This is a genomic window from Pseudonocardia sp. GCM10023141, from assembly GCF_042653605.1.
Genome location: NZ_JBHSIR010000028.1, coordinates 69,421 through 95,978 on the forward strand (window position 1 = coordinate 69,421; position 26,558 = coordinate 95,978).

Annotated in this window: 21 protein-coding genes and 1 riboswitch; of the genes, 13 read left to right on the forward strand and 8 right to left on the reverse strand. The window is 72.0% G+C overall.

Annotated features, from left to right (window positions below):
- Positions 1-44 precede the first annotated feature (44 nt).
- Positions 45-530 carry an SCO family protein gene (locus tag ACFPFQ_RS17280; RefSeq protein WP_379619916.1) on the reverse strand — a complete coding sequence of 162 codons (486 nt, stop codon included), beginning with the start codon at positions 528-530 and terminating at the stop codon, positions 45-47.
- Between the two features lie 40 nt (positions 531-570).
- Between ACFPFQ_RS17280 and ACFPFQ_RS17285 the strand changes: the two genes are divergently transcribed.
- Positions 571-1,239, forward strand: coding sequence for a TetR/AcrR family transcriptional regulator (locus tag ACFPFQ_RS17285; protein ID WP_379619918.1), 669 nt, complete (start codon positions 571-573; stop codon positions 1,237-1,239).
- 14 nt (positions 1,240-1,253) lie between these two features.
- Here ACFPFQ_RS17285 and ACFPFQ_RS17290 read toward each other — a convergent pair whose 3' ends face one another.
- Genes ACFPFQ_RS17290 through ACFPFQ_RS17300 form a run of 3 tightly spaced genes read right to left on the reverse strand, consistent with a single transcriptional unit; the run spans position 1,254 to position 4,172 of the window.
- A complete protein-coding gene (locus ACFPFQ_RS17290; RefSeq protein ID WP_379619920.1) occupies positions 1,254-2,369 on the reverse strand; it encodes an acyl-CoA dehydrogenase family protein in 1,116 nt (371 codons plus the stop codon).
- A gap of 41 nt (positions 2,370-2,410) precedes the next feature.
- A complete protein-coding gene (locus tag ACFPFQ_RS17295) occupies positions 2,411-3,622 on the reverse strand; it encodes an acyl-CoA dehydrogenase family protein (RefSeq protein WP_379619922.1) in 1,212 nt (403 codons plus the stop codon).
- A gap of 46 nt (positions 3,623-3,668) precedes the next feature.
- A complete protein-coding gene (locus ACFPFQ_RS17300) occupies positions 3,669-4,172 on the reverse strand; it encodes a metallophosphoesterase family protein (protein ID WP_379619924.1) in 504 nt (167 codons plus the stop codon).
- A gap of 688 nt (positions 4,173-4,860) precedes the next feature.
- On the opposite strand from ACFPFQ_RS17300, the gene ACFPFQ_RS17305 reads away from it, so the two are divergent.
- Positions 4,861-6,183, forward strand: coding sequence for an HNH endonuclease signature motif containing protein (locus ACFPFQ_RS17305; RefSeq protein ID WP_379619926.1), 1,323 nt, complete (start codon positions 4,861-4,863; stop codon positions 6,181-6,183).
- A gap of 98 nt (positions 6,184-6,281) precedes the next feature.
- Positions 6,282-7,241 (forward strand): hypothetical protein, encoded by a 960-nt coding sequence (locus ACFPFQ_RS17310; protein ID WP_379619928.1) that lies wholly within the window; start codon positions 6,282-6,284, stop codon positions 7,239-7,241.
- Positions 7,242-7,248: 7 nt separating this feature from the next.
- Here the strand turns inward: ACFPFQ_RS17310 and ACFPFQ_RS17315 are convergent, their stop codons facing one another.
- From ACFPFQ_RS17315 to ACFPFQ_RS17325, 3 genes are read right to left on the reverse strand one after another with little or no spacing between them, the layout of a single operon-like run.
- Complete coding sequence (locus tag ACFPFQ_RS17315; protein ID WP_379619930.1) at positions 7,249-8,145, reverse strand: alpha/beta fold hydrolase; 897 nt, start codon at positions 8,143-8,145, stop codon at positions 7,249-7,251.
- A complete protein-coding gene (locus ACFPFQ_RS17320) occupies positions 8,142-9,443 on the reverse strand; it encodes an O-acetylhomoserine aminocarboxypropyltransferase/cysteine synthase family protein (protein ID WP_379619932.1) in 1,302 nt (433 codons plus the stop codon). The genes ACFPFQ_RS17315 and ACFPFQ_RS17320 overlap by 4 nt, the downstream gene beginning before the upstream one ends.
- Positions 9,440-10,459, reverse strand: a complete 1,020-nt coding sequence (locus ACFPFQ_RS17325) for an isopenicillin N synthase family dioxygenase (protein WP_379619934.1) — start codon at positions 10,457-10,459, stop codon at positions 9,440-9,442. The genes ACFPFQ_RS17320 and ACFPFQ_RS17325 overlap by 4 nt, the downstream gene beginning before the upstream one ends.
- A 160-nt stretch (positions 10,460-10,619) precedes the next feature.
- Positions 10,620-10,733, forward strand: a riboswitch (SAM riboswitch).
- A 214-nt stretch (positions 10,734-10,947) separates the two neighbouring features.
- Here ACFPFQ_RS17325 and ACFPFQ_RS17330 point away from each other — a divergent pair.
- The 6 genes from ACFPFQ_RS17330 (at position 10,948) to dnaE (ending at position 19,115) form a co-directional block, all read left to right on the forward strand.
- On the forward strand, positions 10,948-11,847 hold the full coding sequence (locus ACFPFQ_RS17330) for a MetQ/NlpA family ABC transporter substrate-binding protein (protein ID WP_379619936.1): 900 nt from the start codon (positions 10,948-10,950) through the stop codon (positions 11,845-11,847).
- 2 nt (positions 11,848-11,849) lie between these two features.
- On the forward strand, positions 11,850-12,881 hold the full coding sequence (locus tag ACFPFQ_RS17335) for a methionine ABC transporter ATP-binding protein (protein WP_379619938.1): 1,032 nt from the start codon (positions 11,850-11,852) through the stop codon (positions 12,879-12,881).
- Positions 12,878-13,537, forward strand: coding sequence for a methionine ABC transporter permease (locus ACFPFQ_RS17340; protein ID WP_379619940.1), 660 nt, complete (start codon positions 12,878-12,880; stop codon positions 13,535-13,537). Before ACFPFQ_RS17335 ends, ACFPFQ_RS17340 begins: the two co-directional genes overlap by 4 nt.
- Before the next feature lie 76 nt (positions 13,538-13,613).
- Positions 13,614-13,811: a hypothetical protein gene (locus ACFPFQ_RS17345; protein ID WP_379619942.1), complete on the forward strand. Its 198-nt coding sequence runs from the start codon at positions 13,614-13,616 to the stop codon at positions 13,809-13,811.
- A 172-nt stretch (positions 13,812-13,983) separates the two neighbouring features.
- The gene (locus tag ACFPFQ_RS17350) at positions 13,984-15,399 is read left to right on the forward strand and encodes an NAD(P)/FAD-dependent oxidoreductase (RefSeq protein WP_379619944.1); all 1,416 of its coding nucleotides are present in this window, start codon (positions 13,984-13,986) and stop codon (positions 15,397-15,399) included.
- 146 nt (positions 15,400-15,545) lie between these two features.
- Entirely contained in the window at positions 15,546-19,115 is a 3,570-nt protein-coding gene (gene dnaE, locus ACFPFQ_RS17355; protein ID WP_379619946.1) for a DNA polymerase III subunit alpha, read from the forward strand.
- Between the two features lie 219 nt (positions 19,116-19,334).
- Here the strand turns inward: dnaE and manD are convergent, their stop codons facing one another.
- Positions 19,335-20,540 carry a D-mannonate dehydratase ManD gene (gene manD / locus ACFPFQ_RS17360; protein ID WP_379619948.1) on the reverse strand — a complete coding sequence of 402 codons (1,206 nt, stop codon included), beginning with the start codon at positions 20,538-20,540 and terminating at the stop codon, positions 19,335-19,337.
- A gap of 161 nt (positions 20,541-20,701) precedes the next feature.
- Between manD and ACFPFQ_RS17365 the strand changes: the two genes are divergently transcribed.
- Genes ACFPFQ_RS17365 through ACFPFQ_RS17380 form a run of 4 tightly spaced genes read left to right on the forward strand, consistent with a single transcriptional unit; the run spans position 20,702 to position 26,558 of the window.
- The gene (locus tag ACFPFQ_RS17365) at positions 20,702-21,928 is read left to right on the forward strand and encodes a hypothetical protein (protein ID WP_379619950.1); all 1,227 of its coding nucleotides are present in this window, start codon (positions 20,702-20,704) and stop codon (positions 21,926-21,928) included.
- Positions 21,925-24,213, forward strand: a complete 2,289-nt coding sequence (locus tag ACFPFQ_RS17370; RefSeq protein ID WP_379619952.1) for a serine/threonine-protein kinase — start codon at positions 21,925-21,927, stop codon at positions 24,211-24,213. Before ACFPFQ_RS17365 ends, ACFPFQ_RS17370 begins: the two co-directional genes overlap by 4 nt.
- Before the next feature lie 3 nt (positions 24,214-24,216).
- Positions 24,217-25,275, forward strand: coding sequence for a PP2C family serine/threonine-protein phosphatase (locus tag ACFPFQ_RS17375; protein WP_379619954.1), 1,059 nt, complete (start codon positions 24,217-24,219; stop codon positions 25,273-25,275).
- A complete protein-coding gene (locus ACFPFQ_RS17380; protein ID WP_379619956.1) occupies positions 25,275-26,558 on the forward strand; it encodes a vWA domain-containing protein in 1,284 nt (427 codons plus the stop codon). Before ACFPFQ_RS17375 ends, ACFPFQ_RS17380 begins: the two co-directional genes overlap by 1 nt.

Below are 26,558 nucleotides of genomic sequence, written 5' to 3' on the forward strand. Positions count from 1 at the left end.
CGAACCGCGTGCGGCCCGTCGGCGGCACGCCCGAACGGGTGTGCTCACACCGTGAGCAGGCCCGCCAGCCGGGAGGCGAGGTCCTCGGCGGTGAGCGCGTCGGTGAAGTGGTCGACGTAGCGGCCCTCCGGATCGACCAGGTAGCTGATGGCGGTGTGCGGCACCGCGTAGCCGTCCGGGTCCTCGGGGTCGGGCCGCCGGCGGGCGAACACCCGGAAGGCGGCCTTCGCGTCCTCGATCCCCGGTCCCGTCAGCCCGGTGAAGCGCGGATGCGCCGTGAGGTAGGCACGCATCACCTCGGGACTGTCGCGCTCCGGATCGACGGTGATGTAGAGGGCCTGCACCTGCTCGGCGGCCGGACCGAGCGCGTCGAGCACGGCCGAGAGCCGCTCGAGCGCCCGTGGACACACCAGCCGGCAGTGGGTGAAGCCGAAGTACACCAACATGAAGCGGCCGCGGTAGGTGCGCTCGGTGACCTCGCGGCCGCGGTCGTCGATCAGCGTGAACGCCGGGGTGACGGGTGCGGTCATGGCGGCAATCTATCCCGTGGCCGGCCCCTATCCTGGGCCGATGAGTCCTGGGCCGATCAGCGGTGTCCCCGGCCCGGTGCCGCCCGTCGCCGAGCCCGGGTTGCGCGTCGTGCCGCGCGGCTCCGGCGGCGATGCCATCACCGACGCGGCCCGCGAGATCTTCGACGAGCGCGGCTACCACGGTGCGTCCATCCGCGACATCGCCCGGCGCGCCGGGCTGAGCCTCTCGGCGCTGTACTACTGGTACCCGAGCAAGCAGAGCCTGCTCGTCGCCATCATCGAGAAGTCGGGTCTGGAGTACGCGCGGATCTGCGACTCGCACCTGTCCGAAGCCGGCACGGACCCCACCCGGCGGCTGTGCGCGCTCGTGGCGGCAACGGTCCGCTACCGGGTGCGGCACCGGGTGGAGAGCGCGATCAACGCGAGCGAATGGCGCAACCTCGAACCGGACAACCGGGTGCGCCTCGAGGAGCGCCAACACGCCGCCACCGCGGTGTGGAGCGACGTCATCGACGGCGGCGTGCGCTCCGGTGCGTTCCGGTGCGCGCACCCCGAGGATGCCCGCCGCTCGATCCAGGCCGCCTGCAACGCCGTCGCGCAGTGGTACGTGCCCGAGTTCTCCGCGCCCGGCCGCGGCACGGTCGAGGTCGACGAGCTCGTGCAGCGCTACACCGCGATCGCGCTGCGGATCGTCGACCACCCCGGCTGACCCGGCCGCCGCCGTCAGATCTGCAGCCGGTCCGCCAGCTCCGCCCGGTGCTGCTCGTTGCTGCCCAGCAGCAGCTCGGAGGACTTGGCGCGCTTGAAGTACAGGTGCGCGTCGTGCTCCCACGTGTAGCCGATGCCGCCGTGCAGCTGCACCGCCTTGCCGGCCACGTCGAACGCCGCCGGTGCGATGTAGGCGGTGGCCAGCGCCGCGGCCAGCGGGAGCTCGTCGCGGGCGGCGTCGGCGGTCCACGCGGCGTAGCGCAGCACCGAGGTGGCCTGCTCCCCCGCGCTGTACATGTCTGCGCACGCGTGCTTGACGGCCTGGTAGGAGCCGATGGTGCGGCCGAACTGGACGCGGACCTTCGCGTAGTCGACCGTGATCTCCGTGGCGCGCAGCAGACCGCCCACCTGCTCGGCGGCCAGCGCCACCGCGAACAGGTCGGCGACGAGCGCGAGCGCCGCGACCGGATCGTCCGACGCGAGTGCGCGGGCCGGTGCCGCGGCGAAGTCGAACCGGGCCAGCCGCCGGGTCGGGTCGAGCGTGCGCAGGGTCCGCCTGGTCACCCCGTCGGCCGTCGCGTCCAGGAGGAACCAGCCGGGCCCGTCGGGGGTCGTGGCCAGCACGATCACGATATCGGCGACGTCACCGCCGAGCGTGAACGTCTTGCGCCCGTCGAGGACCCACCCCTCGCCGCTGCGGGTGGCGGTGGTGGCCGTGAGGGCGGCCGGGTGCCACGGGCCGGGGCCCTCCGCGATCGCGACGGCGCCGAGCAGCTCACCGGAGGCCAGCCGGGGCAGGTACTCCGCACGAGCCGGCTCGTCGTCGAGCGCGAGCAATGTGTCGACGGCCAGCACCGCCGAGGCGAGGAACGGTGCCGGTGTGAGCGCCCGGCCCAGCTCCTCGAGCACGATCGAGCGCTCGACGTGCCCGGCCCCCGCGCCGTCGTAGGCCTCGGGCACCACGAGCCCGGCGAGCCCGAGCTCACCGGCCAGCCGGCGCCACAGGTCGCGGTCGTAGCCCGCCTCGCTCACCATCGCGGCGCGGACCTGGGCTGATCCGGAGCGGTCCAGCAGGAACTTGCGGACGGTGGAGCGCAGCTCCTGCTGATCGGCGTCCAACACCAACTGCACGGCGGAACCTTCCTGTCGCGGATGTGCTGTCGGGGACCGGCTCACGAGCCCTGGGTTCCGACCTTGAGCGTGCGGAACGGGGCATCGCGGTCGACCTGGGGCTCCTTGGGAAGACCGAGGATCCGCTCGCCGATGATGTTGTGCTGCACCTCGTTGGTGCCGCCCGCGATGCTGAGCGCGGGTGAGGAGTTGATCGCCAGCGCCAGCTCGTCGCCGCTGCGGTCGTCCTCGTCCCAGGCGATCGCGCCGGCACCCGCGATGCTGCCGGCCACATCGACGGCGCGGTGCACCTGCAGCGCGCCCGCGAGCTTCGCCACGGAGCCGCGCGCGCCCGGCGGGTTGCCGGCGGCGGCCTCCTGCACCATCCGGTCGTTGAACAGCTCCAACACGCGCTCGTGGGCGTAGAGATCGGCCAGCTTCCCGCGGATCACCGGATCCGAGGCGAGGCCGCGGGTGCGGGCGAGCTCGGCCACCGCGGCGAACTCCAGCGGGTTGCCCCGGGCGCGGCGCCTGCCCCCGATCGACACGCGCTCGTGGCCGAGCATCGTGACCGCGGCGTGCCAGCCCGCGTTGACCTGTCCGATCACGGCGTCGGCCGGGATGCGCAGATCGTCGAAGTAGACCTCGTTGAACGGGGCCCGACCGGTCATGTCCCGCAGCGGCCGGACCTCGACGCCCGGCGCGTGCATGTCGATCACGAACATCGTGAGGCCCGCGTGCTTGGGCCGGTCGGGGTCGGTGCGGGCCAGCAGCGCGCCGAAGTCCGACCACTGGGCGCCGGTCGTCCACACCTTCTGCCCGTTGATGATCCACTCGTCGTCGACCAGCACCGCGCGGGTCTGCAGGCTGGCGACGTCGGAGCCGGCGCCGGGCTCGGAGAACAGCTGGCACCACACCTCGTCGCCACGCAGCAGCGGGGCGAGGTAGCGCGCCTTCTGCTCGGCCGAACCGAGGTCGGCGATCGTCGGGCCGCACATGCCCATCCCGATCGCGAACGGCCCGACGGGGAGCTCGAAGTCCACGGCCTCCTCGCTGAAGATCTGCTGCTCGGTGCGGCTGAGGCCCTGCCCACCCGCCTCCTTCGGCCAGCTGATGCCGGCGAACCCGGCGTCGAACAGCGCCGCTTGGAAGGCTTTGGCGGCGGCCAGGTACTCCGCAGGCGTGTCACCGGGGGGCACGGTCGGGGCGTTGGCCTGCAACCAGGCCCGCACCCGCGCTCGGTAGTCCTGGCCGCTGGTGTCGTCAGCTGACATCTGAGTGCTGTCCTCCCGGGCCGTCCACAACTGATCAGTCGTTAAGTTAGCCTCCGCCGCCCAGGTGGTGCAACCGCACCGCGCCCAGTACCCCCGCGTCCACCTCGACCGTCATCCAGGTGCACGTCGGCATCCGGCGCCGGTCCGTGGGCGAACCCGGGTTGAGCAGCCGCAGGCCGCCGGGGGCGGTGCTGTCCCAGGGGATGTGGCTGTGGCCGAACACCAGCACGTCGACGGCCGGGTAGGCGGCGGCGCAGCGACGTTCCCGACCCTCCTTGCCGCCGGTCTCGTGCACCACGGCGAACCGGACACCGCCCAGCTCGACCCTGGCCACCTCGGGCAGCCGCGCGCGCAGCGCCGGGCCGTCGTTGTTGCCGTAGCAGCCCACCAGCCGAGCGGCCCGCGCCTCCAGCGCGTCCAGCGCCGCGACGGAGACCCAGTCCCCCGCGTGCACCACCACGTCCGCGGCGTCGACGGCCTCCCACACCGGTGGTGGCAGGTCCTTCGCCCGGCCCGGCAGATGCGTGTCGGAGATCAGCAGCAGCTGCACCCGTCCCCCTCGGCGGTAGAGCGCGATGGTGCCAGTTCCGGCGGTGAACTGTGCACTCTTACAGGCCGGGTGGCTGCGTCGCCGGAATCACGACGCCTGATTTCGCCGTTTCGACACGCTGATTTCGCGATCTCGACACGGTGATTTCACGATCCGGGCACGCGATGGGGGGTCCGCCGTGGCAGCCGCGCGGGGTCATGGCGCGGGTCAGGATGGATGGACCCGCGAGTTGCGACGGATGGACCCGCGAGTTGCGATGGATGGCACCGCGAGTTGCGACAGATCGACCTGCGAGTTGCGACGGATGGGCCCGCGAGTTGAGGTCGGCGGGGTGCGTGGATTTATCGGTCCGTCGGGGTCGCGTTGGGTTGAGTGCCCCGGCTTTGCCGCCGGTCAGGTGCGGATGGGTGGCGTACCCCGGCTTTACTGACGCCTCGCCGGCGGGGCAGATCTCCGAGAGGGGGGTCGTGCCCTCCCGTCGACCTCCCAGAGGGCCATCACGCGACCGCCCCACGGGCAGGCCTGAGAACAGTCCGACTGTGGGTCCTGGCTGCCCGTGAGGCGGTCGCGTGATCGGGCTTCGCCAGGTCGACGGGAGGGCACTTTGTCCCCGGTGCGCGCGCTGCGCGCGCACGGCCGATACGACGCGCATGGCCTCTGAGCTGCAGAAATACCCCTCGAACAGCTGGTGATCGAACGCGTGTTCGAGTATGATGAGGTCATGTCCCCCGCTACCGTCGCCGACGCGCATCGCCTCCTTGCCGAGGCGACCGCTGCGCTGCGATCCGTGGCCGAGAACGGCAGTGATGACGTGCGGCTCGCCGCCTTGCGGGTCGGTGAAGGAGTCGGTCGTCAGCTGACCGTGCTCGCGGTCGATACCGTGGCCGAGCTGCAGCGGCGGGGCGCGTTCGTCGAGCGCGGCTACAAGTCGGTCAACCGGGCCCTGGTCGATCAGCTCGGGTTCGCATGGGCCGAAGCCCGCCGCCATACCGTGGCCGCTGAGCAGGTCTGTCCGCGCGTCGCGCTCGATGGCGCCGAGCTGCCGGCGTTGTTACCCGCCACCGCTGCGGCGTTCCACGCCGGAGAGGTGACGCTGCGCCATGTCGAAGTCATCGCCAAGGTGCTGTCGAGCTCTGCCGCTTCGCGAGTCAGCGCCGGGGACCTCGCCGTCGTCGAGGCCGAGTTGGCCGCGACCGCCGCGACGACGACGCCGGATCGGTTGTTCCGCCACGGCACCGAGCTGATCAATCTGCTCGACCAGGACGGCCCCGAGCCCGACGACCGCGACCCCGAGCCCGTTGATGACCTGCAGATCCGCCCCAACAAGGACGGGTCCGGCGGCACCATCTCGGGGCGCTTCGGCAGCGCGCTGAAGTTCGCGACGATCGCCGCCTTGCTCGACGCCAAGTCCAAGCCCCTCGAAAAAGAAGACTTGCGCACTGTGGGGCAGCGCCAGGCCGATGCGCTGGCCGATGTCTGCGGGTTCGTCCTCGACCACGGCGACGTCCCCCACCGCGGCGGGCACCGACCGCATGTCAACGTCACCATTTTCTTGCAGGACCTGGAGAACCGGGCCCGGGCCGCGATGCTCGAATTCGGCGGCGCACTCACCGCCAAGGAGCTCCGCATGTTGGCCTGCGACTCCGGGATCATCCCCACCGTCCTCGGCGGCTCGAGTCAGCTGCTCGACATCGGCCGCACCACCCGCACCATCCCCGACGCCATCCGCAAAGCCCTGATCATCCGCGACCAGGGATGCGCCTGGCCCGGCTGCGACCGACCACCCTCCTGGTGCGACGGGCACCACATCCGCTATTGGGACCACCGCGGGCCGAACAGCCTCGACAACTGCGTCCTGCTCTGCAAGGCGCATCACCGCCTGCAACACGACAGCGAGTGGATCATCCAGATCCGCGACGGGCTACCGGAGTTCATCCCACCGGCGTGGATCGACCCCGAGCAGGTACCCCGCAGAAACCCCGCCACCCACCTGAGATCGGCCGCGGCCTGAGCACCCTGCCCGCCGGGCGACGTCCGCCGGTGAGATCATCTATGCGATCGCGTCGCGGGGCAGCACCTACCTCACCACCGGGGGACATCGTGACCGCAATGACCGAGCCGAGTACCGCGTGGCGAGAGGTTCTCACCGACGGCGAGGCCGAGCGCCACGAGCGCCAGGCCGCGCAGTTCTCCGCGCTCCAGAAGCAGAAGTCGGAGAAGTTCGGCAACGGTCGGGCGCTGCATCGCCGGCAGCGGCTCGGGCTGCGCGCCACCTTCGAGGTCCTCGACGACCTGCCCGAGCCCGCCCGGCACGGCCTCTTCGCGCGGCCGGGCAGCCACGACGCCCTGCTGCGGCTGTCCAACGGCGGCTTCAACAGCGATCCCGACAAGGTGCCCGACGTCCGCGGGTTCTCGATCAAGGTGCTCGACGTGGACGGTACTGCCGTGCTCGGGGGTGGGCCCGCCGTGTCCCAGGACTTCGCGCTGATCAACCACGCGCACTTCAGCTCCCCCACCAGCGAGACGTTCGCCAAAGTCGTCACCGCCGCCGGTGCCACCCCCGGTGCCCTGCTCGGGAAGGTGCTGCGCAGCCCGGGCCTCGTGCCGCAGCTGCTCAAGGTGGCGGGGGCGCTCAAGACGCCGTTCACCGGTTTCGCCACCCAGGACTTCTACAGCGCCGCACCGCTGGCCTGCGGCCCCTACGCCGTGCGGGTGCGCCTGCAGAAGGCGTCGGACCGGCCCTCTCCCACGGCGAGCGACGACTGGCCCGCCGACGTCTTCACCCGCCTGGCCGACGCGCCGCTGGTGCACCTGTTCCAGGTGCAGTTCTTCGTCGACGAGCAGAGCACGCCCATCGAGGACGCCGCCGCCGTCTGGACGTCGCCGTTCCACACCGTCGCCCGCCTCACGATCCCCCAGCAGGAACGCGACGCCGCGCTCGACGAGGAGATCGAGAACGCCCGGTTCGACCCGTGGAACGCCCTGACCGAGCACCGCCCGTTGGGCGAGGTCATGCGTGCCCGCAAGGTGGCCTACTACGCGAGCCAGCAGAACCGGGGCGCGAAGTAGGCGTCGCTCAGGCGCGGGCCGCGAGCGCCGTGACGAAGCGGAGCAGCTCGGCGTGCACGACGTCGCGGTCGAGGTCCTGCAGCACGTTGTGCCGGTCCAGCGGGTAGGTGACGATCCGGCCACGCGGCAGCGCCGCCGCCACCGCCCGGGCGCCCGCCACCCCCGCAATGTCGTCGTCCTCGCCGTGCAGCAGCAGCACCGGCAGGTGATCCAGCGCACCCACCGTGACGAGCCGGCTCGTGCGCGGCGCCGCTGCCGCCAGCGCCCGCAGCGTCTCGGGGCGCAGCCCGCCCGCCCAGACGAGCGGGTCGTTGCGCACCCGCTCGGCCTGCTCCGGGTCGCGCACCAGCTCGCCGGGGTCCTTCCGCAGCTCCCACGGGTCGATCCCGGACGCCAACAGCGTCTCCAGCCCGCTCGCGCCGCCCAACGACGAGCCGGCGAGGACCAGCCCGGTGACGTCGGACGCGGGGTCATCGGCCGTGCCGTCGCGCCCGTCGCTCGACCTGCGGACCTCGCCGACGAGCAGCGTGGCGACGGTGGCGCCGAGCGAGTGCCCGAGCACGACCACCGGCACGCGAGGGAGGCTGGCACGCACCACCCGCAGCAGCGTCTCGGCATCGGCCACCAGGTCCGACACGTCGGTGATCAGCACCCGCTCGCCGTCGCTGTTGCCGTGACCGGCCTGGTCCGGCGCCCACACCTCGACGCCGGCCGACGTGGCAGCCGCCGCCAGGGTGGCGTACTGCCCGGAGTGCTCGCCGAGCCCGTGCAGCACGAGCAGGACGGCCACCGGCTTCCCGACGGGACGCCACCGCCGGTAGCGGACGACGCCGCGGACACCCGCGAACGTGGCGGAGCCGTCGACGCCGCTGCCGGCATCGGGGAAAGTGCTGTGCAGGGTCATGCCGCCACCAGTCCACGGTCGAGATCGTCGATGAGGTCGCCGACGCCCTCGATGCCGACCGACAGCCGCACCAGACCGGGGGTGACCCCGGTGGCCAGCTGCTGCTCGGCGTCGAGCTGCGCGTGTGTCGTCGAGGCCGGGTGGATCACCAGGCTGCGGACGTCACCGATGTTGGCGAGGTGGCTGAACAGGCGCAGCGCACCGACGAACCGTTGCCCGGCGCCCGCTCCCCCGTCCAGTTCGAAGGCGAGCACGGCGCCGCAACCGCGTGGGAGGTAGCGCTGCGCGGCGGCGTGCCACGGGCTCGACGCCAGCCCCGGGTAGTGCACCGCCGTGACCTCCGGTCGCGCCTCGAGCCAGCGGGCGACGGCCAGCGTGTTGGCGACGTGGCGATCCATCCGCACCGGCAACGTCTCGATGCCCTGCAGGAGCAGGAAGCTGTTGAACGGCGACGGCGCCGGTCCCAGGTCGCGCAGCAGCTTCGTGCGCAGCCGCATCGCGAACGCGAGCCCGTCGGATCCGAAGGTGTCGGCGAACACGAGCCCCGCGTAGCTGGGGTCGGGGTGCGTGAAGCCGGGCCAGCGCTGCGGATCGGCGGTGAAGTCGAACCGCCCGCTGTCCACCACAACGCCCCCGATCGCCGTGCCGTGGCCCGCGAGGAACTTCGTGGTGGAGTGCACGACGACGTCGGCGCCGTGCTCGAGCGGGCGCAGCAGCCACGGCGTCGGCACGGTGTTGTCGACGACCAGCGGCACGCCCGCGCCGTGCGCGACCGCGGCGACGGCACCGATGTCGAGGACGTTGCCGCGCGGGTTGCCGAGCGTCTCGGCGAACAGCGCGCGGGTCTGCGGCCGGATCGCGGCGGCCCACGCGTCGACGTCGTCGGGGTCGGCCACGAACGAGACGGCGATCCCGAAGTCGGCGAACGTGTGCGCCAGCAGGTTGTACGTGCCGCCGTAGAGCGCGGCGGAGGCGACGATGTGGTCGCCCGTCCTGGCCAGGTTCAGCAGCGCCAGCGTGACAGCGGCCTGCCCGCTGGCCAGCGCGACGGCCGCGGTGCCGCCCTCCAGTGCCGCGAGCCGCTCCTCGACGACGGCGGTGGTCGGGTTGGACAGCCGCGTGTAGGCGTGGGTCGTGAGGTCCCGCAGCGCGAAGGCGTCGGCAGCATGGTCGGCGTCGTCGAAGACGTACGAGCTGGTCTGGTAGATCGGCACGGCGCGCGACCCCGTGGCCGGGTCCGGCACGGCACCGGCGTGCAGCGCCAGCGTCTCGAAGGCACGCGGCGGTGCGGTCGTCACGCCTCTCGCTCCAGCACGTCCGACCACCAGCGCTGCGCGACACGCGGATGCGAGCGCAGCCAGCCGACCACGGCGTTGGCGCCGAAGTGGGCGAGCAGCGGGTTGTCGGGATCCTCGGCCACACCGGTGGCCGCCGCCGCGAGCTCGGCCGGGAGCACCAGCGGTTCGACCACGGCGTCGAGGCGTGGGCCGAAGAAGAACGGGATCGAGTAGCGGTCGATCCCGGCGGGCGGGCTGACCACCCGGTGCTGCGTGGCACGGAGGTAGCCCTGCGTCGCGATCTCCAGCATCTCGCCGATGTTGACCACGAAGCTGCCCGGCACCGGGGTGGCGTCGATCCACGACCCGTCGACCGCCTGCACCTGCAGCCCACCCACGTCGTCCTGCTGCAGCAGCGCCAGGTAGCCGTAGTCCTTGTGGCTGCCCACGCCCTGCTCGGGAGCGGGTCCCTGGCGCGGTGGGTAGTGCACGATCTTGACGTGGACGGCGGCCTCGTCGTCGAACCAGGCGTCGAAGTAGCCCTCGGGCTGCCCCAGCGACGCCGCGAGCGCGCGCAGGATCTCGCGGCTCACCCGTAGCGCCTCGGCCTGCCAGCGCAGCACGACGTCGCGCAGCAGCGGCAGCGCCGAGGGCCACTGGTTCGGGCCGATGAGCCGCAGGTAGTCCGGATCACCCGGGCCGACCTCGATCGCGGCGCGCTCCGGACCGATGTCGATCTGCTCGCGCTGATCGACCGCGCCCGCGGTGTGCTCGGTGCCGACGCGGGTGTAGCCGCGGAACTGCGGCGAGTGCACGTTCTCGATCTCGAGGCGCTGCTCGAGCGGCAAGGCGAAGAACTGGCGGGCCAGCTCCGCGATCCCCTCGGTGACCGCAACGGGCACACCGTGGCCGGTGACGTAGAAGAAGCCGACGTCGTGGGCGGCACGGCGCAGGTCGTCGAGGAACGCGGCGCGGTCGACCCCGGCGTCGCGGAACCGCGAGATGTCGACGACCGGGAGCGAGCGGGGGCTTGTCATGGCGCGCCGTGCGTCCGACCGGAGACCGACATGCTGCGATACAACCATGTGAACACCGGGTGGACCACGGCCGCCCTGCCGGTGCGCGCGAATCGCCGCCGAAGATCACATCCGCACGGCTTGACCCCCGGCGACGGCCCGACCTAACGTCGGACACAACGGTCACGAACACCAGCGCTCAGCCCCGGCTTGCTGGTTGGCAACCCCCGCGTGCGGTGGGGTGCTCCGGGTGACGACCGGGCGAGCGTCTCACCAGACCTCGCAAGCGCCCGAGATCCGCAGGAGTTCGCACCATGACCGCCCAGCGCGTGCCGTCGCTGTCTGCCGCGTACCGCCGCCACATCGACCAGATGCGCGGCTGCACCACCACGCGCTGTCGCTGACCCAGCGCTCCGGCCCGCCGCTGCGGGCCCTCGCCGCGCACCCTGCGGCACCCGTTCACCCACCCCCGCACCGGTGACCCCGGTGTGTCGAAAGGACGCTCCGCCGTGCGACGCATCCCCAAGTCCCTGCTCCTGCTCCTGCCGGCGCTGGCGCTCGCCGCGGCCTGCGCGGCACCGGGCTCGACGCCCGCCGCCGCACCCGGCGGCGCCGCACCGACGGTCGTCAAGATCGGCGTGACCGACGCCAGCGAGGACTACTGGACGGTCTACCAGCAGAAGGCCCAGGCCAAGGGCATCACCGTGGAGTTCGTCAACTTCACCGACTACAACCAGCCCAACCCGGCGCTGTCGCAGAACCAGCTGCAGCTCAACGAGTTCCAGCACCTGCAGTACCTCGCCAACTACAACGTCAAGAACAAGGACACGCTGGTGCCGATCGGCGCCACCGCCGTGTACCCGCTGCCGCTGTACTCCACGAAGCACACGGCGGTGGACCAGATCCCCCAGGGCGGCCAGGTCGCGATCCCGAACGACCCGACCAACCAGGCGCGCTCGCTGCTGGTGCTCGAGGCGGCCAAGCTGATCACCATCAAGGGTGGCGGCACCTCGGTCTCCACGCCCAACGACATCGACACCGCCGCGTCGAAGGTCACCGTCGTGCCGGTGGACGCGGCCCAGACCGCCACCAACCTGGCCGGCGTGGACGCCGCGATCGTCAACAACAACTACGCGACCGCCGCCAAGCTGGGCGCCGACAAGGTCATCTTCAAGGACGACCCGAACAGCGCGTCGTCGAAGCCCTACATCAACGCCTTCGTCGCGCGCGCCGCGGACAAGGACAACCCCACCTACGTCACGCTCGCCGCGCTCTACCAGGACCCCGAGGTGCAGGCAGCAGTGCGCAAGGACCTCGGTGACGGCGGCGTGTTCAAGAACAACGATGCGGCCGACCTGCAGGCGAGCACCGCGCAGATCGAGGCCGCGATCACGACGTCGGGTTCCTGACCGTGGCACCGGTGATCAGCTTCCGCGCGGCGGGCAAGCAGTTCGCGGGGTCCCGCGGCGCCGTCGTGCGGGCCGTCGATGACGTGGACCTCGACATCGACGACGGCTCGATCACCGGCGTCATCGGGTACTCCGGCGCGGGCAAGAGCACGCTCGTCCGGATGATCAACGCACTCGAGCTGCCGACCGCGGGCACGGTGACGGTGCACGGCCGGGTCACCGGTCAGCTCGCCGAGCGCGGCCTCCGCGAGCTGCGCGGCGAGGTCGGGATGATCTTCCAGCAGTTCAACCTGCTGTCCTCGCGCTCCGTCGCCGGCAACGTCGGCTACCCGCTGCGGATCGCCGGCTGGAACCGCGACGCCCGCCGCGCACGGGTGGCCGAGCTGCTGGAGTTCGTCGGGATCAGCGACAAGGCCCGGCAGTTCCCCAACCAGCTCTCCGGCGGGCAGAAACAACGTGTCGGCATCGCCCGCGCGCTCGCGACGTCGCCGAGGATCCTGCTCGCCGACGAGGCCACGAGCGCGCTGGACCCCGAGACCACCGCCGACGTGCTCGCCCTGCTCAAGCGGATCAACCGCGAGCTGGGCACGACGATCGTGGTGATCACCCACGAGATGGAGGTGGTCAGCTCCGTCTGCGACACGGTCGTCGTGATGGAGCAGGGCCGCGTGATCGAGCAGGGCCCGGTCTACGACGTGTTCGCCGACCCGCGCGAGCCGGCGACCCGTCGCTTCGTGCACAGCGTGCTGCAGGACCGGCCGTCGGCCGAGGCGCTGACGCGGCTGCGCGAGCACTTCGGCGGACGACTGGTCACCGTCGGGGTGCGGGCCGATCCGGGGGCGCGGGCCGCGCTCTCGGGCGTGCTCGCCGCGCACGACGTGCGCAGCACCATCGTCTACGGCGGGATCCGCGAGCTGGCGGAGAAGCCGTTCGGCAGCATCACGTTCGAGCTGACCGGCACGGACGCGGCGATCGACGCGCTGATCGCCGAGCTCGCCGCCACGACCAGGGTCGAGGAGCTGGCGACACCATGACCGAGTGGGACAAGCTCACCCCGATCCTGTGGCTGTCGTTCCAGCAGACGGTCTACATGGTCTTCTGGACGATGCTCATCGCCGGCGCGCTGGGCCTGGCACTCGGGGTGGCGCTCTACACCAGCCGCCGCGGCGGGCTGTTCCAGAACGCACCCGCCTTCCAGCTGCTCAACATCGTCGTCAACATCATCCGGCCGATCCCGTTCATCATCTTCATCACCGCGGTCGGCCCGCTGACGCTGCTGGTGATGGGCACGACGATCGGCACGCAGTCGGTGCTGTTCCCGATGTCGGCGATGGCGACGTTCGTCATCGGCCGGATCGTGGAGCAGAACCTCGTCTCCGTGGATCCGGGAGTGATCGAGGCGGCGCGCGCGATGGGGGCCGGCCGGTTCCGGATCATCTGGAGCGTGCTGGTGCCCGAGGCGCTGGGCCCGCTGATCCTGGGCTACACGTTCATCTTCGTCGGCGTCGTGGACATGTCGGCGATGGCCGGCTACGTCGGTGGCGGCGGCCTGGGCAACTTCGCCATCAGCTACGGCTACCAGCAGTTCAACTGGCCGGTCACGCTCGTCACGGTGGTCATCATCATCGCGATCGTGCAGCTGGCCCAGCTGCTCGGCAACGGGCTGGCGCGCAGGGTACTGCGCCGCTGACGGCAGCGGGTACTGGGCCACTGAAAGCGGGTACTCCCCCAGGACCGGATCGTCGGATCGGACCCTGGGAGCGGTTATGCGGATCGGTGCGGTGATCATCGTGATCTGGCTGGCGATCGGGGCGTTCGCGTCCTTCCAGCGGGGCTACTTCGGCTCGGGCGACGTCAGCTGCGCCCAGTTCGGGACGGTGCTGGTCACGATCGTCGTGGGCCCGTTGAACTACGTCGGCCTCAACCCCAAGATCGACTGCACGGTGCCGAAGCCGTCACCCTAGTAGGCCGTCGCGGCCAAAGCGTGGGTCCGGGCGGCGTCCAGGTGCGTGCATCGCAAGGCGGCGATGCGAAGGCATACCGGGTGTCTGTTGAGCGTCGCCAACGCAGCGAGGTGCGTGCCTGGGCGTCGCCGGGGCCCGCGAATTGGCCGCGACGGCCTACTAGAGTGAGGCGGTGGCGAACGCCCGCAGCTACCGCTCCCGCACCACGTCCGGACTGCGCAACGGCGGGGTGTCGTTCTGGTACGACGAGATCGGCATCCCCGGACGCGGGCCCGCGCTCCCCGGCGACCGCACGGCCGACGTGTGCATCGTCGGTGGCGGGCTGACCGGCCTCTGGACCGCCTACCACCTCGCGCTGCACCAGCCCGACCTGCGGATCGTCGTGCTGGAGAAGGAGTTCGCGGGCTTCGGCGCGTCCGGGCGCAACGGCGGCTGGCTCTCGGCCGAGATCGCCGGCAACCTCGACCGCTATGCCGCCACCGGCGGCCGCAACGGCGTCCTGCGGCTGGTCAGGGCGATGGAGCAGGCCGTCGACAACGTCATCGCGGTCTGCGCCGACGAGGGCATCGAGGCCGACATCGTCAAGGACGGCGTGCTGGACGTGGCCCGCACCGAGCCCCAGCTCGCCCGCATGGAGGCGAAGCTCGGCGAGGACGCGGCGTGGGGCATCGACGCGTCCCACGCGTGGCGCCTGACCCGCCGCGAGGTGCACGCGCGCGTCCGGGTCGAGGGCGCGCTCGCCGCGATCTACAACCCCCACTGCGCCCGCGTGCAGCCCGCGAAGCTGGTGCAGGGGTTGGCGGCCGCCGTCCGGCGCCGCGGCGTGCAGATCTACGAGGGCACCGAGGTCACGGAGATCACGCCGGGCCGCGCCGTCACGCCCCACGGCGTGGTGCGGGCCCAGCACGTGCTGCGCTGCCTGGAGGGCTACACCGCCGGGGTCGCGGGCAGCAGGCGCGAGTGGCTGCCCATGAACTCCTCCATGGTCGTCACGGCGCCGTTGCCGGCCGACGTCCGCGCCGAGATCGGGTGGGACGGCGCCGAGCTCGTCGGCGACAGCGCCAACGCCTACAGCTACGCCCAGCGCACCGCCGACGGCCGCATCGCCATCGGTGGCCGCGGGCGGCCCTACCGCTACGGCTCCCGCACCGACGTCGACGGGATGACGCAGGCCTGGACGATCGAGTCGCTGGCCGCGATCCTGCACAGCCAGTTCCCCGCCACCCAGGACGTCCCGCTGGAACGCGCGTGGTGCGGCGTGCTCGGCGTCCCGCGCGACTGGTGCGCGAGCGTCACGCTCGACGAGGCCACCGGGCTCGGCTGGGCGGGCGGCTACGTCGGCAGCGGCCTGACCACCACGAACCTCGCCGCCCGCACGCTGGCCGACCTCGTGCTCCGGCGCGACACCGACCTCGTGGCCCTGCCGTGGACCCACCGCACCGTCCGGCGCTGGGAACCGGAGCCGCTGCGGTGGCTCGGGGTGCAGTCGATGTACCTGCTCTACCGCGAGGCCGACCGGCGCGAGGCGGCGGGCCTGCGCCGCCCGAGCCGCCTGACCCGTTTCGCCAACCTCCTGACCGGTCGGTGACCGCCCGCTGACCGCCCGCGCAGCCGCGGCGCGCGCCCGCCCGGCGATCCGCCGGATCGGGTCGGCGACGCGCCCCATCCCGGGGCCGGTCCGGGCGGCCGCACCTGGTAGGACTGTGTCCGTCGAACGCGAAGGAAGAAGGTTCCGTGACGGACTCGTTTGTCCACCTGCACGTGCACACCGAGTATTCGATGCTGGACGGCGCGGCCAAGGTCGATGCGCTTTTCAGTGAGGTCGAACGGCTGGGCATGCCCGCGGTGGCGATGACCGATCACGGCAATATGTACGGGGCCGCCGAATTCTACCGGCGGGCCAAGAAGAGCAGCGTCAAGCCGATCATCGGTATCGAGGCCTATCTGGCGCCCACCACCCGTTTCCACAAGAAGCCGGTGTTCTGGGGGCAGTCGTCGCAGCGCGGTTCCGACGAGCTCGGCGAGGGCGGCGACGTCTCGGGTGCGGGCGCCTACACGCACATGACGATGGTGGCGCGCAACGCCACCGGGCTGCGCAATCTGCTGCGCCTCTCCAGCCTCGCGTCGTTCGAGGGCTTCTACCGCAAGCCGCGGATGGACCGCGAACTCGTCGCGCAGTATTCGGCGGGCATCATCGCCACCACCGGCTGCCCGTCCGGTGAAGTGCAGACGAGATTGCGCCTGGGCCAGCCGAAAGAGGCGTTGCAGGCGGCCAGCGACTACCGCGACATCTTCGGCGCGGAGAACTTCTTCCTCGAGCTGATGGACCACGGCCTGCCCATCGAGCGCTCGGTGCGCGACGGCCTGCTGACCATCGCCAAGGAGCTCGACCTGCGGCCGCTGGCCACCAACGACTCCCACTACGTCACGAAGGACCAGGCCGAGGCGCACTCGGCCCTGCTGTGCGTGCAGGCCGGCAAGACCCTCGACGACCCCACCCGTTTCAAGTTCGACGGCGACGGCTACTACCTCAAGAGCGCCGAAGAAATGCGGGAGTACTGGGACGACGCCGTTCCCGGAGCCGCCGCCAGCACCTTGCTCGTCGCCGAGATGGTCGAATCCTACGACGACATCTTCAAAGAAGTCGACCGCATGCCGCGATTCCCCCTGAAGCCGGGGGAAACCGAGGACGACCTGCTGCGTGCCGACGTCGAGAAATGGGCGCCCACGCGATTCCCGGCGGGGCTCACCGCGGAATACAAGGAACGCATCGAGATCGAGTTGGGCGTGATCTCGAACATGGGGTTCCCCGGCTACTTCCTGGTGGTGGGCGACCTCGTCCGGTGGGCGAAGGACCAGAAGATCGCCGTCGGTCCGGGCCGGGGTTCGGCCACCGGTTCGCTGGTGGCCTATCTCCTGCACATCACCGACCTCGACCCCATCGAGCATCGGCTGATCTTCGAGCGGTTCCTCAACCCGGAGCGCGTCTCTCCCCCCGACATCGACCTGGACTTCGACGAGCGCAGGCGCGGCGAGGTCATGCGCTACACCGTCGACAAGTGGGGCGAGGAGAACGTCGCCCAGGTCATCACGTTCGGCACGATCAAGACGAAGGCGGCCATCAAGGACGCCGCCCGCGTCATCCACGGCCAGCCCGGCTTCTCCATCGCCGACCGGATCTCCAAGGCCCTGCCGCCGCCGATCGCGGCCAAGGACATCCCGCTCTACGGGATCTTCGATCCCACCCACGAGCGCTACAAGGAAGCGTCCGAGGTCAGGGCGCTGTCGGAGACCGATCCCGACGTCGGCCGGATCATGGGCACCGCCCGCGGGCTGGAGGGGCTGGTCCGCAACGCGGGCGTCCACGCCTGCGCGGTGATCATGTCCTCGGAGCCGCTGCTCGACGTCATCCCGCTGTGGAAGCGCGACGACGGGTCGATCATCACCGGGTGGGACTACCCCTCGTGTGAGGACATCGGCCTGCTCAAGATGGATTTCCTGGGGCTGCGCACGCTCACGGTGGTGGACGACACCATCAAGGCCGTCGCGCAGAACTACGGCATCGACGTCCCGCTGCCCACCACCGGACCCGACCTCGGCGACAAGAAGACCTACGAGCTGCTCTCCCGCGGCGACACCCTCGGGGTGTTCCAGCTCGACGGTGGCGCGATGCGCTCGCTGCTCAAGGCCATGGCGCCCACCCACTTCGGTGACATCGCGGCCGTGCTTGCGCTCTACCGGCCCGGTCCGATGGCTGCCAACGCCCACATCGACTACGCCGAGCGGTCCAACGGCCGGCAGAAGATCACGCCGATCCACCCCGAGCTCAAGGAAGCGCTGGAGCCGATCCTCGGCGAGACCTACCACCTCCTGGTGTACCAGGAGCAGGTCATGGCCATCGCGCAGCAGCTCGCCGGCTACAGCCTCGGCCAGGCCGACCTGCTGCGGCGCGCGATGGGCAAGAAGAAGAAGGAGATCATCGAGAAGGAGTTCGAGCGGTTCAGTGCCGGCATGGCCGGCAAGGGCTTCTCGGCCGAGGCGTGCCAGACGCTCTGGGACGTCATGCTCCCCTTCGCGGGATACGCCTTCAACAAGTCGCACACCGCCGGGTACGGGCTCGTCTCGTACTGGACGGCGTTCCTCAAGGCGAACTACCCCACCGAGTTCATGGCGGCGCAGCTCACCTCGATCGGCGACAACAAGGACAAGTCGGCGGTCTACCTCGCCGAGTGCCGCCGCATGGGCATCCAGGTGCTCCCGCCCGACGTCAACGAGTCCGGCCTGTGGTTCGCCGCGGTCGGCAGCAACATCCGCTTCGGCATGGGCGCGGTGCGCAACGTCGGCGCCAACGTCGTCGAGTCGATCGTCGCCACCCGCAAGGCGAAGGGCAAGTTCACCTCGTTCACCGACTTCCTCGAGAAGATCGAGCTGGTGTGCTGCAACAAGCGCACCATCGAGTCGCTGATCAAGGCGGGCGCGTTCGACTCGCTCGGGCATCCACGCAAGGCGCTGCTGATGATCCACGAGGACGCGGTCGACGGCGTCACGAGCCTCAAGCGCCACGAGGCCATGGGGCAGTACGACCTGTTCGGCGGCATGGGCGAGGAGGACGCGCCGTCGGACACCTCGCCGCTCGCGCACGTCAAGATCGAGGACGTCGAGTGGCCACGCAAGCAGATGCTCAGCTACGAGCGCGAGATGCTGGGCCTCTACGTCTCGGCGCACCCGCTCGACGGCTGCGAGCGGATCCTGCGCAAGAACGCCCCCAAGGCGATCGCGCAGATCATGTACGACGCGCCCAAGGAGGGCGAGATCGTGCTGGCCGGGATGATCTCCTCGGTCGACCGGCGGGTGAACAAGAAGGGCGAGTCCTGGGCGATCGTCACCATCGAGGATCTGGACGCCTCGATGGAGGTGCTGTTCTTCGCGAAGTCGTTCCTGGCCATGGGCGAGGAGCTGATCCCCGACTCGGTGGTGGCGGTCAAGGGCCGGGTCAACTGGCGTGAGGACCGGATGTCGGTGTTCGCCTCCGACCTCGCCACCCTCGACGTCGCCGACGCGCAGAACAACCCCGGTGCCAACCCGCCGCTCGTGCTGCGGGCCGACGCGCTCAAGATCGACGACTCGGTGGTGGCACAGCTCAAGTCGTCGATCATCGCCCACGCCGGCAACACGCCGCTGACGCTGCTGCTCTGCTACAAGAACCGGGAGACGGCGTTCGCGATCGACAGCTTCTCGGTCAACGTCAGCTCCGCGCTGCTCGGGGAGCTCAAGAGCATCCCCGGTATCGCCGTGGCGTCGTAGGACACCGCCCGCCGGGCCGGCCCGATGATCACCCTGGGCTGCCCGGCATGCGTTTCCTCCGATCCTTCATCGCCGCATCCGCGGTCGTGCCGGTCTGCACGGCCTGTTCGAGCACGCCGCCCGCGACCGCCCCGCCCGCGCCGGCCCCGGCCCCGGCCCCCGGCAGACCAACGAGGCCAACCGGGGTGTCTCGCAGACCTGCGCGTACTCGAACCGGCCTCACCAGTCGTGAACGGTCCCGTCCGCGAGGCGGTTGACCGGCAGGTACGCCGGCTCGTAGGGATGGGCGGCCGCGAGCTCCTCGTCGAGCTCGACGCCCAGCCCCGGCGCCTCGCCGGGGTGCAGGTGCCCGTCGGTGAACGTGTAGGAGTGCCGGAACACCGCGGCCGTCGCGGCGCTGTGGCCCGCGTACTCCTGTATCCCGAAGTTGTGGATCGCCAGGTCGAGGTGGATCGCCGCGGCCATCCCGACCGGCGAGATGTCCTCCGGGCCGTGGATGGCGCTCTTGATCTGCTGCTGGGCGGCGAAGTCGAACAGCTTCTTCAGCGGTGAGACGCCGCCGAAGTGTGTGACGGCGGCCCGCACGTAGTCGATGAGCTGCTCGTTCACGAGCGTCCGGAAGTCGAAGACGGTGTTGAAGACCTCGCCGATGGCCAGCGGTGTGGTGGTGTGGCTGCGCACGAGGCGCAGCCCCTCCTGGTTCTCCGCGGGCGTGCAGTCCTCGAGCCAGAACAGGTCGTAGGGCTCCAGGTCCCTGCCCAGCCGGGCCGCCTGCAGGGGCGTGAGCCGGTGGTGGGCATCGTGGAGCAGCGGCAGCTCCGGACCGAACTCGTGGCGTACGGCCTCGAAGACCGTCGGGATGTGGCGCAGGTAGGCGGCGGTGTCCCAGTCCTCGACGACCGGCAGCACCCGCCCGTCCGGTGTGGACGCCGGCGTGTCGTGCACGCCGTAGACGCGGCGCAGTCCCGGGACACCGGTCTGGATCCGGATGGCCGGGTAGCCCTGCGCGAGCCGGGCCCGCACCGAGTCGAGCAGCTCGGGGACGTCACGGCCGGCGGCATGGCCGTAGGTGCGCACGCGGTCCCGGCTCGCGCCACCGAGCAGCTGGTAGAGCGGCAGGCCCGCGACCTTGGCCTTGATGTCCCACAGCGCCACGTCCACCGCCGCGATCGCGGCCATCGTGACGGGTCCACGCCGCCAGTAGGCGCCCCGGTAGAGCGACTGCCAGGTGTCCTCGATGCGGTGCGGGTCGATCCCGATGAGCAACGGCACCAGGTGGTCGCGCAGGTAGGACGCCACCGCGAGCTCGCGCCCGTTGAGCGTGGCGTCCCCCAGACCGGTCACGCCGTCGTCGGTGGTGATCCGCAGCGTGACGAAGTTGCGGCCGGGGCGGGTGACCACGACCTTCGCGTCGACGATCTTCATGGCACGCGCTTCCTCGATGTGGTCCAACGGGTCGTACCCGATCACCGTAACGGCTCACACCGGGCACTCCCGGCCCCCGGCGCAGCACGGCGACGATCGCCGTCGTCGCGTTCCTGTCGCCCGATCGCGCTACTCTCGCTCGACACGAACGGGGGGCCGGGGTGATCGACAGCGACGGTGTGGTGGCCGAGCTCGGCCGCCGGGTCGAGGCGGAGGGACGCATCGCGGCCGCGCTCGTCGAGCTCGAACGCCACCCCGGCCACCAGCTGCTCACCACCGGCCCGTTGGCGGGCGCCACCGCGGCCCGGTGGGCGGTCGCGCGCGAGTCGCTCTCGGCGCTGTGGACGGGATTCGCCCACCACCAGCGGATCGTCGCGGCGGCCCAGGCGGTACGCGCGCGCCGGGCCCGTCCCGGGGAGGCCGAGCTCGCCGAGCTGGTCCATCTGCTGCGCGAGCCCACCGTCGAGATGCGGCGCACGCTCGTCGAGCGCCGCCTCACCGGTGATGTCGTCGCCGTCGAGCACGTCACGCTGCAACAGCTGTCCGACCGGATGGATCTGGCCTACCGCGGCGTCCACGAGCTGGTCGACGCCTGTGCCGACCTGCACCAGGCCCTGCTCCGCGGGCTCGCACCGCTGGCCGCCCGCGCGGCCGACGCCCGCACGCTCGCCCACGAGCTGGGGCAGGCCGGGCTCGCCGACGCCGTCACCGCGCAGATCCAGGATCTCGACAGCGACGGCACGGCCGATCCGCTCGCGCTGGCCGACGGTGCCCTGCAGCGCCGGCTCGCCGTGATCGACACCGAGCTCACGGCGGTGGCGTCCCGGCTGGCCGAGCAGGCCGTCCTGCGGGCGGGCTGGCCCGACACGCTCGCCACGCTCACCGCGGGCATCGCGGCACTGGAGCCCGCACGGGCCGCGGCCGAGCAGGCGCATCGGCAGGCCGCCGAGCTGATCGTCGCCGCCCTGCCGCCGCTGCCGCCCGATCAGCGACCCGCGCTGCAGGAGCGCCTGCAGCTTCTCGACACCAGCACCCCGGTGGCCGTCACCGACTGGCCGCGGCGCGCCCGCGACGCCGCCGAGCTGCGCGGCCACGTCCAGGCGGCCACCGCGGCCCTGCAGCAGTCCCACGAGCTCGCCGCCGGGCTGCTCGAGCGGCGCACCGAGCTGCGCGGGCGCTACGACGCGTTCCGGGCCAAGGCCGCGCGCACCGGGTACGGCGAACACCCCGAACTGCTGGCCCTCGACGAGGAGATCCGGCTGCTGCTGTGGTGTCGCCCCTGCGATCTGGGCGCCGCCACCCGTGCGCTCGGCAACTACCAACGGGTCCTGCAGTCCATCCGGGCGCCAACCCCCGGCGCCTCCCGCGAGCAAGGACGGTCCGCATGACGAGCACGGCCTGCGGGCGTCCGGGCTGCACCGGTGTGATGGAGGACGGCTACTGCAACGAGTGCGGGCTGGCCGCTGCCGAAGCCACTACAGCCGGATCCACTGCTGGCGAACCCGCCGCCACGGCGGCCGCCGGGCGCACCGGCCTGTCGTCGGCGTCCGGGCCCGCAACGGCGGCGGCGAGCCCGGCGTTCAGCACCGGCACCGGCACCGCAGGCAGCAGGCCCAGCCGCCGCGGCTCCACCCGCACCGGCGGCAGCCGGTCCACCCGCAGCAGGTTGGGTGTCGGGCTCGTCGACGTGCCGCCGGTGCCGCGGCTCGATCCGGCCAACGCACTGCTCGTCGACCCGCAGGTGCCGGAGGACAAGCGCTTCTGCAGCAAGTGCGCCCAGCCGGTCGGCCGGTCCCGCGACGGACGACCGGGACGCACCGAGGGCTTCTGCCCGCACGACGGTGCCCCCTTCTCCTTCTCCCCCAAGCTCGCCCCCGGGATGCTGGTGGCCGGGCAGTACGAGGTGCGCGGCTGCCTCGCCCACGGCGGGCTGGGCTGGATCTACCTGGCCGTCGACCGCAACGTCGACCACCGCTGGGTGGTGCTCAAGGGCCTGCTCGATGCGGGCGACGCCGACGCCATGGCCGCGGCCGTCGCGGAGAAGCGCTTCCTCGCGCAGGTCAGCCACCCCAACATCGTCACGATCCACAACTTCGTCGAGCACCCCGGCGACGACGGCGTGCCGGTCGGCTACATCGTCATGGAGTACGTCGGCGGGTCGTCGCTCAAGCAACTGCTGGAGGCCCGGCGCCGCCCCGACCGCACCATCGAGCCGCTGCCGGTGGCCCAGGCCATCGCCTACGCGCTCGAGATGCTGCCCGCGCTCGGCCACCTGCACACGCTGGGGCTCGCCTACTGCGACTTCAAGCCCGAGAACGTGATCCAGTACGACCGCCAGCTCAAGCTCATCGACCTCGGCGCCGTCATCCGCATCGATGATCGGCTCAGCGCCGTCTACGGCACCGTCGGCTACCAGGCACCCGAGATCCGCGAGGAGGGCCCGTCGGCGAGCTCCGACATCTTCACGGTCGGCCGCACGCTGGCGGTGCTGACGCTGGGCATCCCGCCGGCCCGCCGGGGCGTGCTCACCGAGCTGCCCGATCCGGCCCACAGCATGGTGCTGGCCACCCACGAGTCGTTCCACCGGCTGTTGCGCCGGGCCACCGACCCCGACCCGCTGCGGCGGTTCGAGTCGGCCGACGAGATGGCCGAGCAGCTGAGCGGGGTGCTGCGCGACGTACTGGCCGCCGAGGGCGTCGCGGCCCCGCCTGCGGTGTCCACGGTCTTCGGGCCGCCCCGCGCCACGTTCGCTCCCGGACTGCTCGCCACCGGACCCGACGCCGGGCGTCCGGATCCGGCACGGGTGGCCGCCGCGCTCGCGATGCCGCTGGTCGATGCCACCGACCCCGCCGCGGGGCTGCTGGCGTCGCTGGCCGCCACCGAACCCGCCGAGGTCGCACGCATCGTCGCCACCACCGATCAGCCCAGCCTGGAGCTGCGGCTGCGGCTGGTGCGAGCCCATCTCGACGACGGCGACGCCGCCGGGGCGCGGGCCGCCCTCGCGGAGCTGGCGGCCGAGGGCACCGACGACTGGCGGCTCGGGTGGCTCGCGGGGATCGCCGCGCTGCTGGCGGGCGAGTCGACGGCCGCCTGCACCGCGTTCGACACCGTGTACTCCACGTTGCCCGGCGAGGCGGCACCCAAGCTCGCGCTGGGCGCGGCCGCCGAGTGCGCAGGTCAGGACGAGGCCGCCGGCCGCTACCACGCGCAGGCCGGGCGTCCCGACCCCAACCTCGCCGACGCCGCGTTCGGGCAGGCCAGGGTCGCGCTGCGAGCCGCCGACAGAGCGGGTGCCATCACGGCGCTCGACACCGTGCCGGAGAGCTCCAACCGCAACATCGCCGCCCAGCTCGCCGCCGTGCAGGCCACGCTGCTGGGCCGCACCGGTGCCGAGGTCCCCGAGCCCGAGCTGCGGGCCGCCGCCGCCCGGGTGGAGCGGCTGCACCTCGACGCCGGCACCGACCACGAGGTGCGGGCGTCGCTGTTGACCGCCGCCGTCGAGCACGCACCCAGCGGTGGAGCGCCGTTCCTGGGCACCGCATGGGTCGAGCGCGATCTGCGGCTCGCACTCGAACGCAGCCTGCGCGCCTCCGCCCGGCTCACCACCGACCGCCGCGAGCGGATCACGCTGGTCGACGAGGCGAACGCGGCGCGACCGCGGTCCTGGGTGTAGCGCGTGCGGTGTCCCGAGTGCAACGAGCCGGTGCCCAGCGGCGACCGGTTCTGCGAGGCGTGCGGCCATGATCTCGGTGTCGCGCGCCTCGACACCACCCCGGTGCCCGCCACGCTGCCGTGCGTGCGGTGCGAGCAGCCGCCCGACGCCGATCCCGACTACTGCCCGGGGTGCGGGCTGCGCCGCCCGGACGGCACCGACCGCTACGAGTTCGTCCTGCTCCCCACCCCATCGGCCCCCGACCGGTGCGCCGGGCTCGCCGGCGTCAGCGACCGCGGGCTCGTGCACGCGCGCAACGAGGACGCCATGTCGCTGGGCCGCACGCCCGCCGCCGGGCCGCCGTCGTCCTATGTGGTCGTCGTGTGCGACGGCGTCTCCTCGGTGCGCCGTCCCGAGGTCGCGTCCCGCACGGCCACGGCGGCGGCGCTGACCGTCCTGCTCGCGCCACCGACCCCGGACGCCGGGCCGCCCATGCCCGCCGCGGTCGCCGCGGCCCAGTCCGCCGTCGCCGCACTGGCGCCGGGCGGCGGGCCCGACACCCCGTCCTGCACGCTCGTGTCGGCGCTGGTCACCGGGCTCGACGGGGAGCGGCCCACGGTCACGATCGGCTGGGTCGGTGACAGCCGCGCCTACTGGCTCGCCGCCACCGGATCGCGGCTGCTCACCGCCGACCACTCGTGGGCGGCCGAGGAGGTGCGGGCGGGGCGACGGGACATGGCCACGGCGATGGCCGACCGCCGCGCACACGGCATCACCCGCTGGCTGGGTGCCGACGGCTACGCCGATCCCGGCATCGAGGTGCTGACCCCGGACGCTCCCGGTGTCCTGCTGTTGTGCAGCGACGGGCTGTGGAACCACCTGCCCGATGCCGAGGACCTCGCCGCCGTGGCGCTCCCGCTGGTCGCGGAGTCCGGCCCGGCCGCCGCCGCGGCGGCACTCACCGCCATCGCGCTCGAGGCGGGTGGCCGCGACAACATCACCGTGGTCGTCGTGCCGCTGCCGCCGCTCATCGAGCCCGCCGAGCCACCCGAACCCGTCACCGACCCCACGAGGAGCCCGTGATGACCGCAGCCCCCGCCCCGTTCACCGTCGAGGTGGACCAGAACCCCTATCTCGCCGCCGGCGCCACGCGGGTCGATGCGATCGTCACCGTCACCTCCAGCGAGTCGGCGCCCGCCGCCGCCGACGGTCTCGAGATCATCATCGTGGACTGCTCCACGTCGATGACCGGCGACAAGATCCACTCCGCGCGCCGGGCCACCGCCGCCGCCATCGCCCAGGTGCGTGACGGGGTGTCGTTCGTGGTGATCGCCGGCACCGAGACCGCCAAGCAGCTGTACCCGCCCACCGGCACGGCCGTGGCGGATGCCCGTACCCGCGCAGGCGCCACCGCTGCCGTCAACGGGCTGCGGGCCAACGGCGGCACGGGCATCGGTAGCTGGCTCACCCTCGCCGGCTCGATCGCCGATCGCCACCCCGGCGCGATCAAGCACGCCATCCTGCTCACCGACGGCCAGAACGGGGAGCGTTCCCACTACTTCGAGGCCGCGCTCGCCGGGGTGCAGGGCCGGTTCACCTGCGACTGTCGCGGGGTCGGCACCGACTGGCGCGTCGAGGAACTGCGCGCGATCGCCGCCGCGCTGCTCGGCAGCGTCGACATCGTCGCGGATCCCGCCGAGCTCGCCGCCGACTTCGAGGCCGTCATGGAAGCGGCCATGGGCAAGAGCATGGCCGGTGTCGCGCTGCGGCTCTGGACGCCGCGCGGCTCCACGCTGCGGTTCGTGAAGCAGGTGGCGCCGACCGTCGAGGACCTGACGGGACGCCGGGTCGACACCGGGCCGCTGCGCGGCGACTACCCGCTCGGTTCCTGGGGCGCCGAGGTCCGGGAGTACCACCTGGAGGTGGAGGTGGCCGCCGGCGCCGTCGGCGAGGAGATGCTCGCCGCCCGCGTGAGCCTGGTGCGCTCGGGCGCCGACGATGTGCTCGGCCAGGGGCTGGTCAAGGCCACCTGGACCGACGACACGGCGCTGTCCACCGGCATCAGCCGCGGCGTGGCCCACTACACCGGCCAGGCCGAGCTCGCCGAGGCGATCCAGGAAGGGCTCGCCGCACGCAAGGCAGGCGACACCGCCACGGCCACCGCCCGGCTCGGGCGGGCCGTCGCACTCGCCGCGGAGTCAGGCAACGAGGGCACGGCACGGCTGCTGGAGCGGGTGGTCGAGGTGCTGGACGCGCCGTCGGGCACCGTCCGGCTGCGCGCCGCGGTCAGCGACGCCGACGAGATGACGCTCGACACGCGCTCCACCAAGACCGTCCGGGTCCGCGGCACCGAGGAGGCGAGCTGA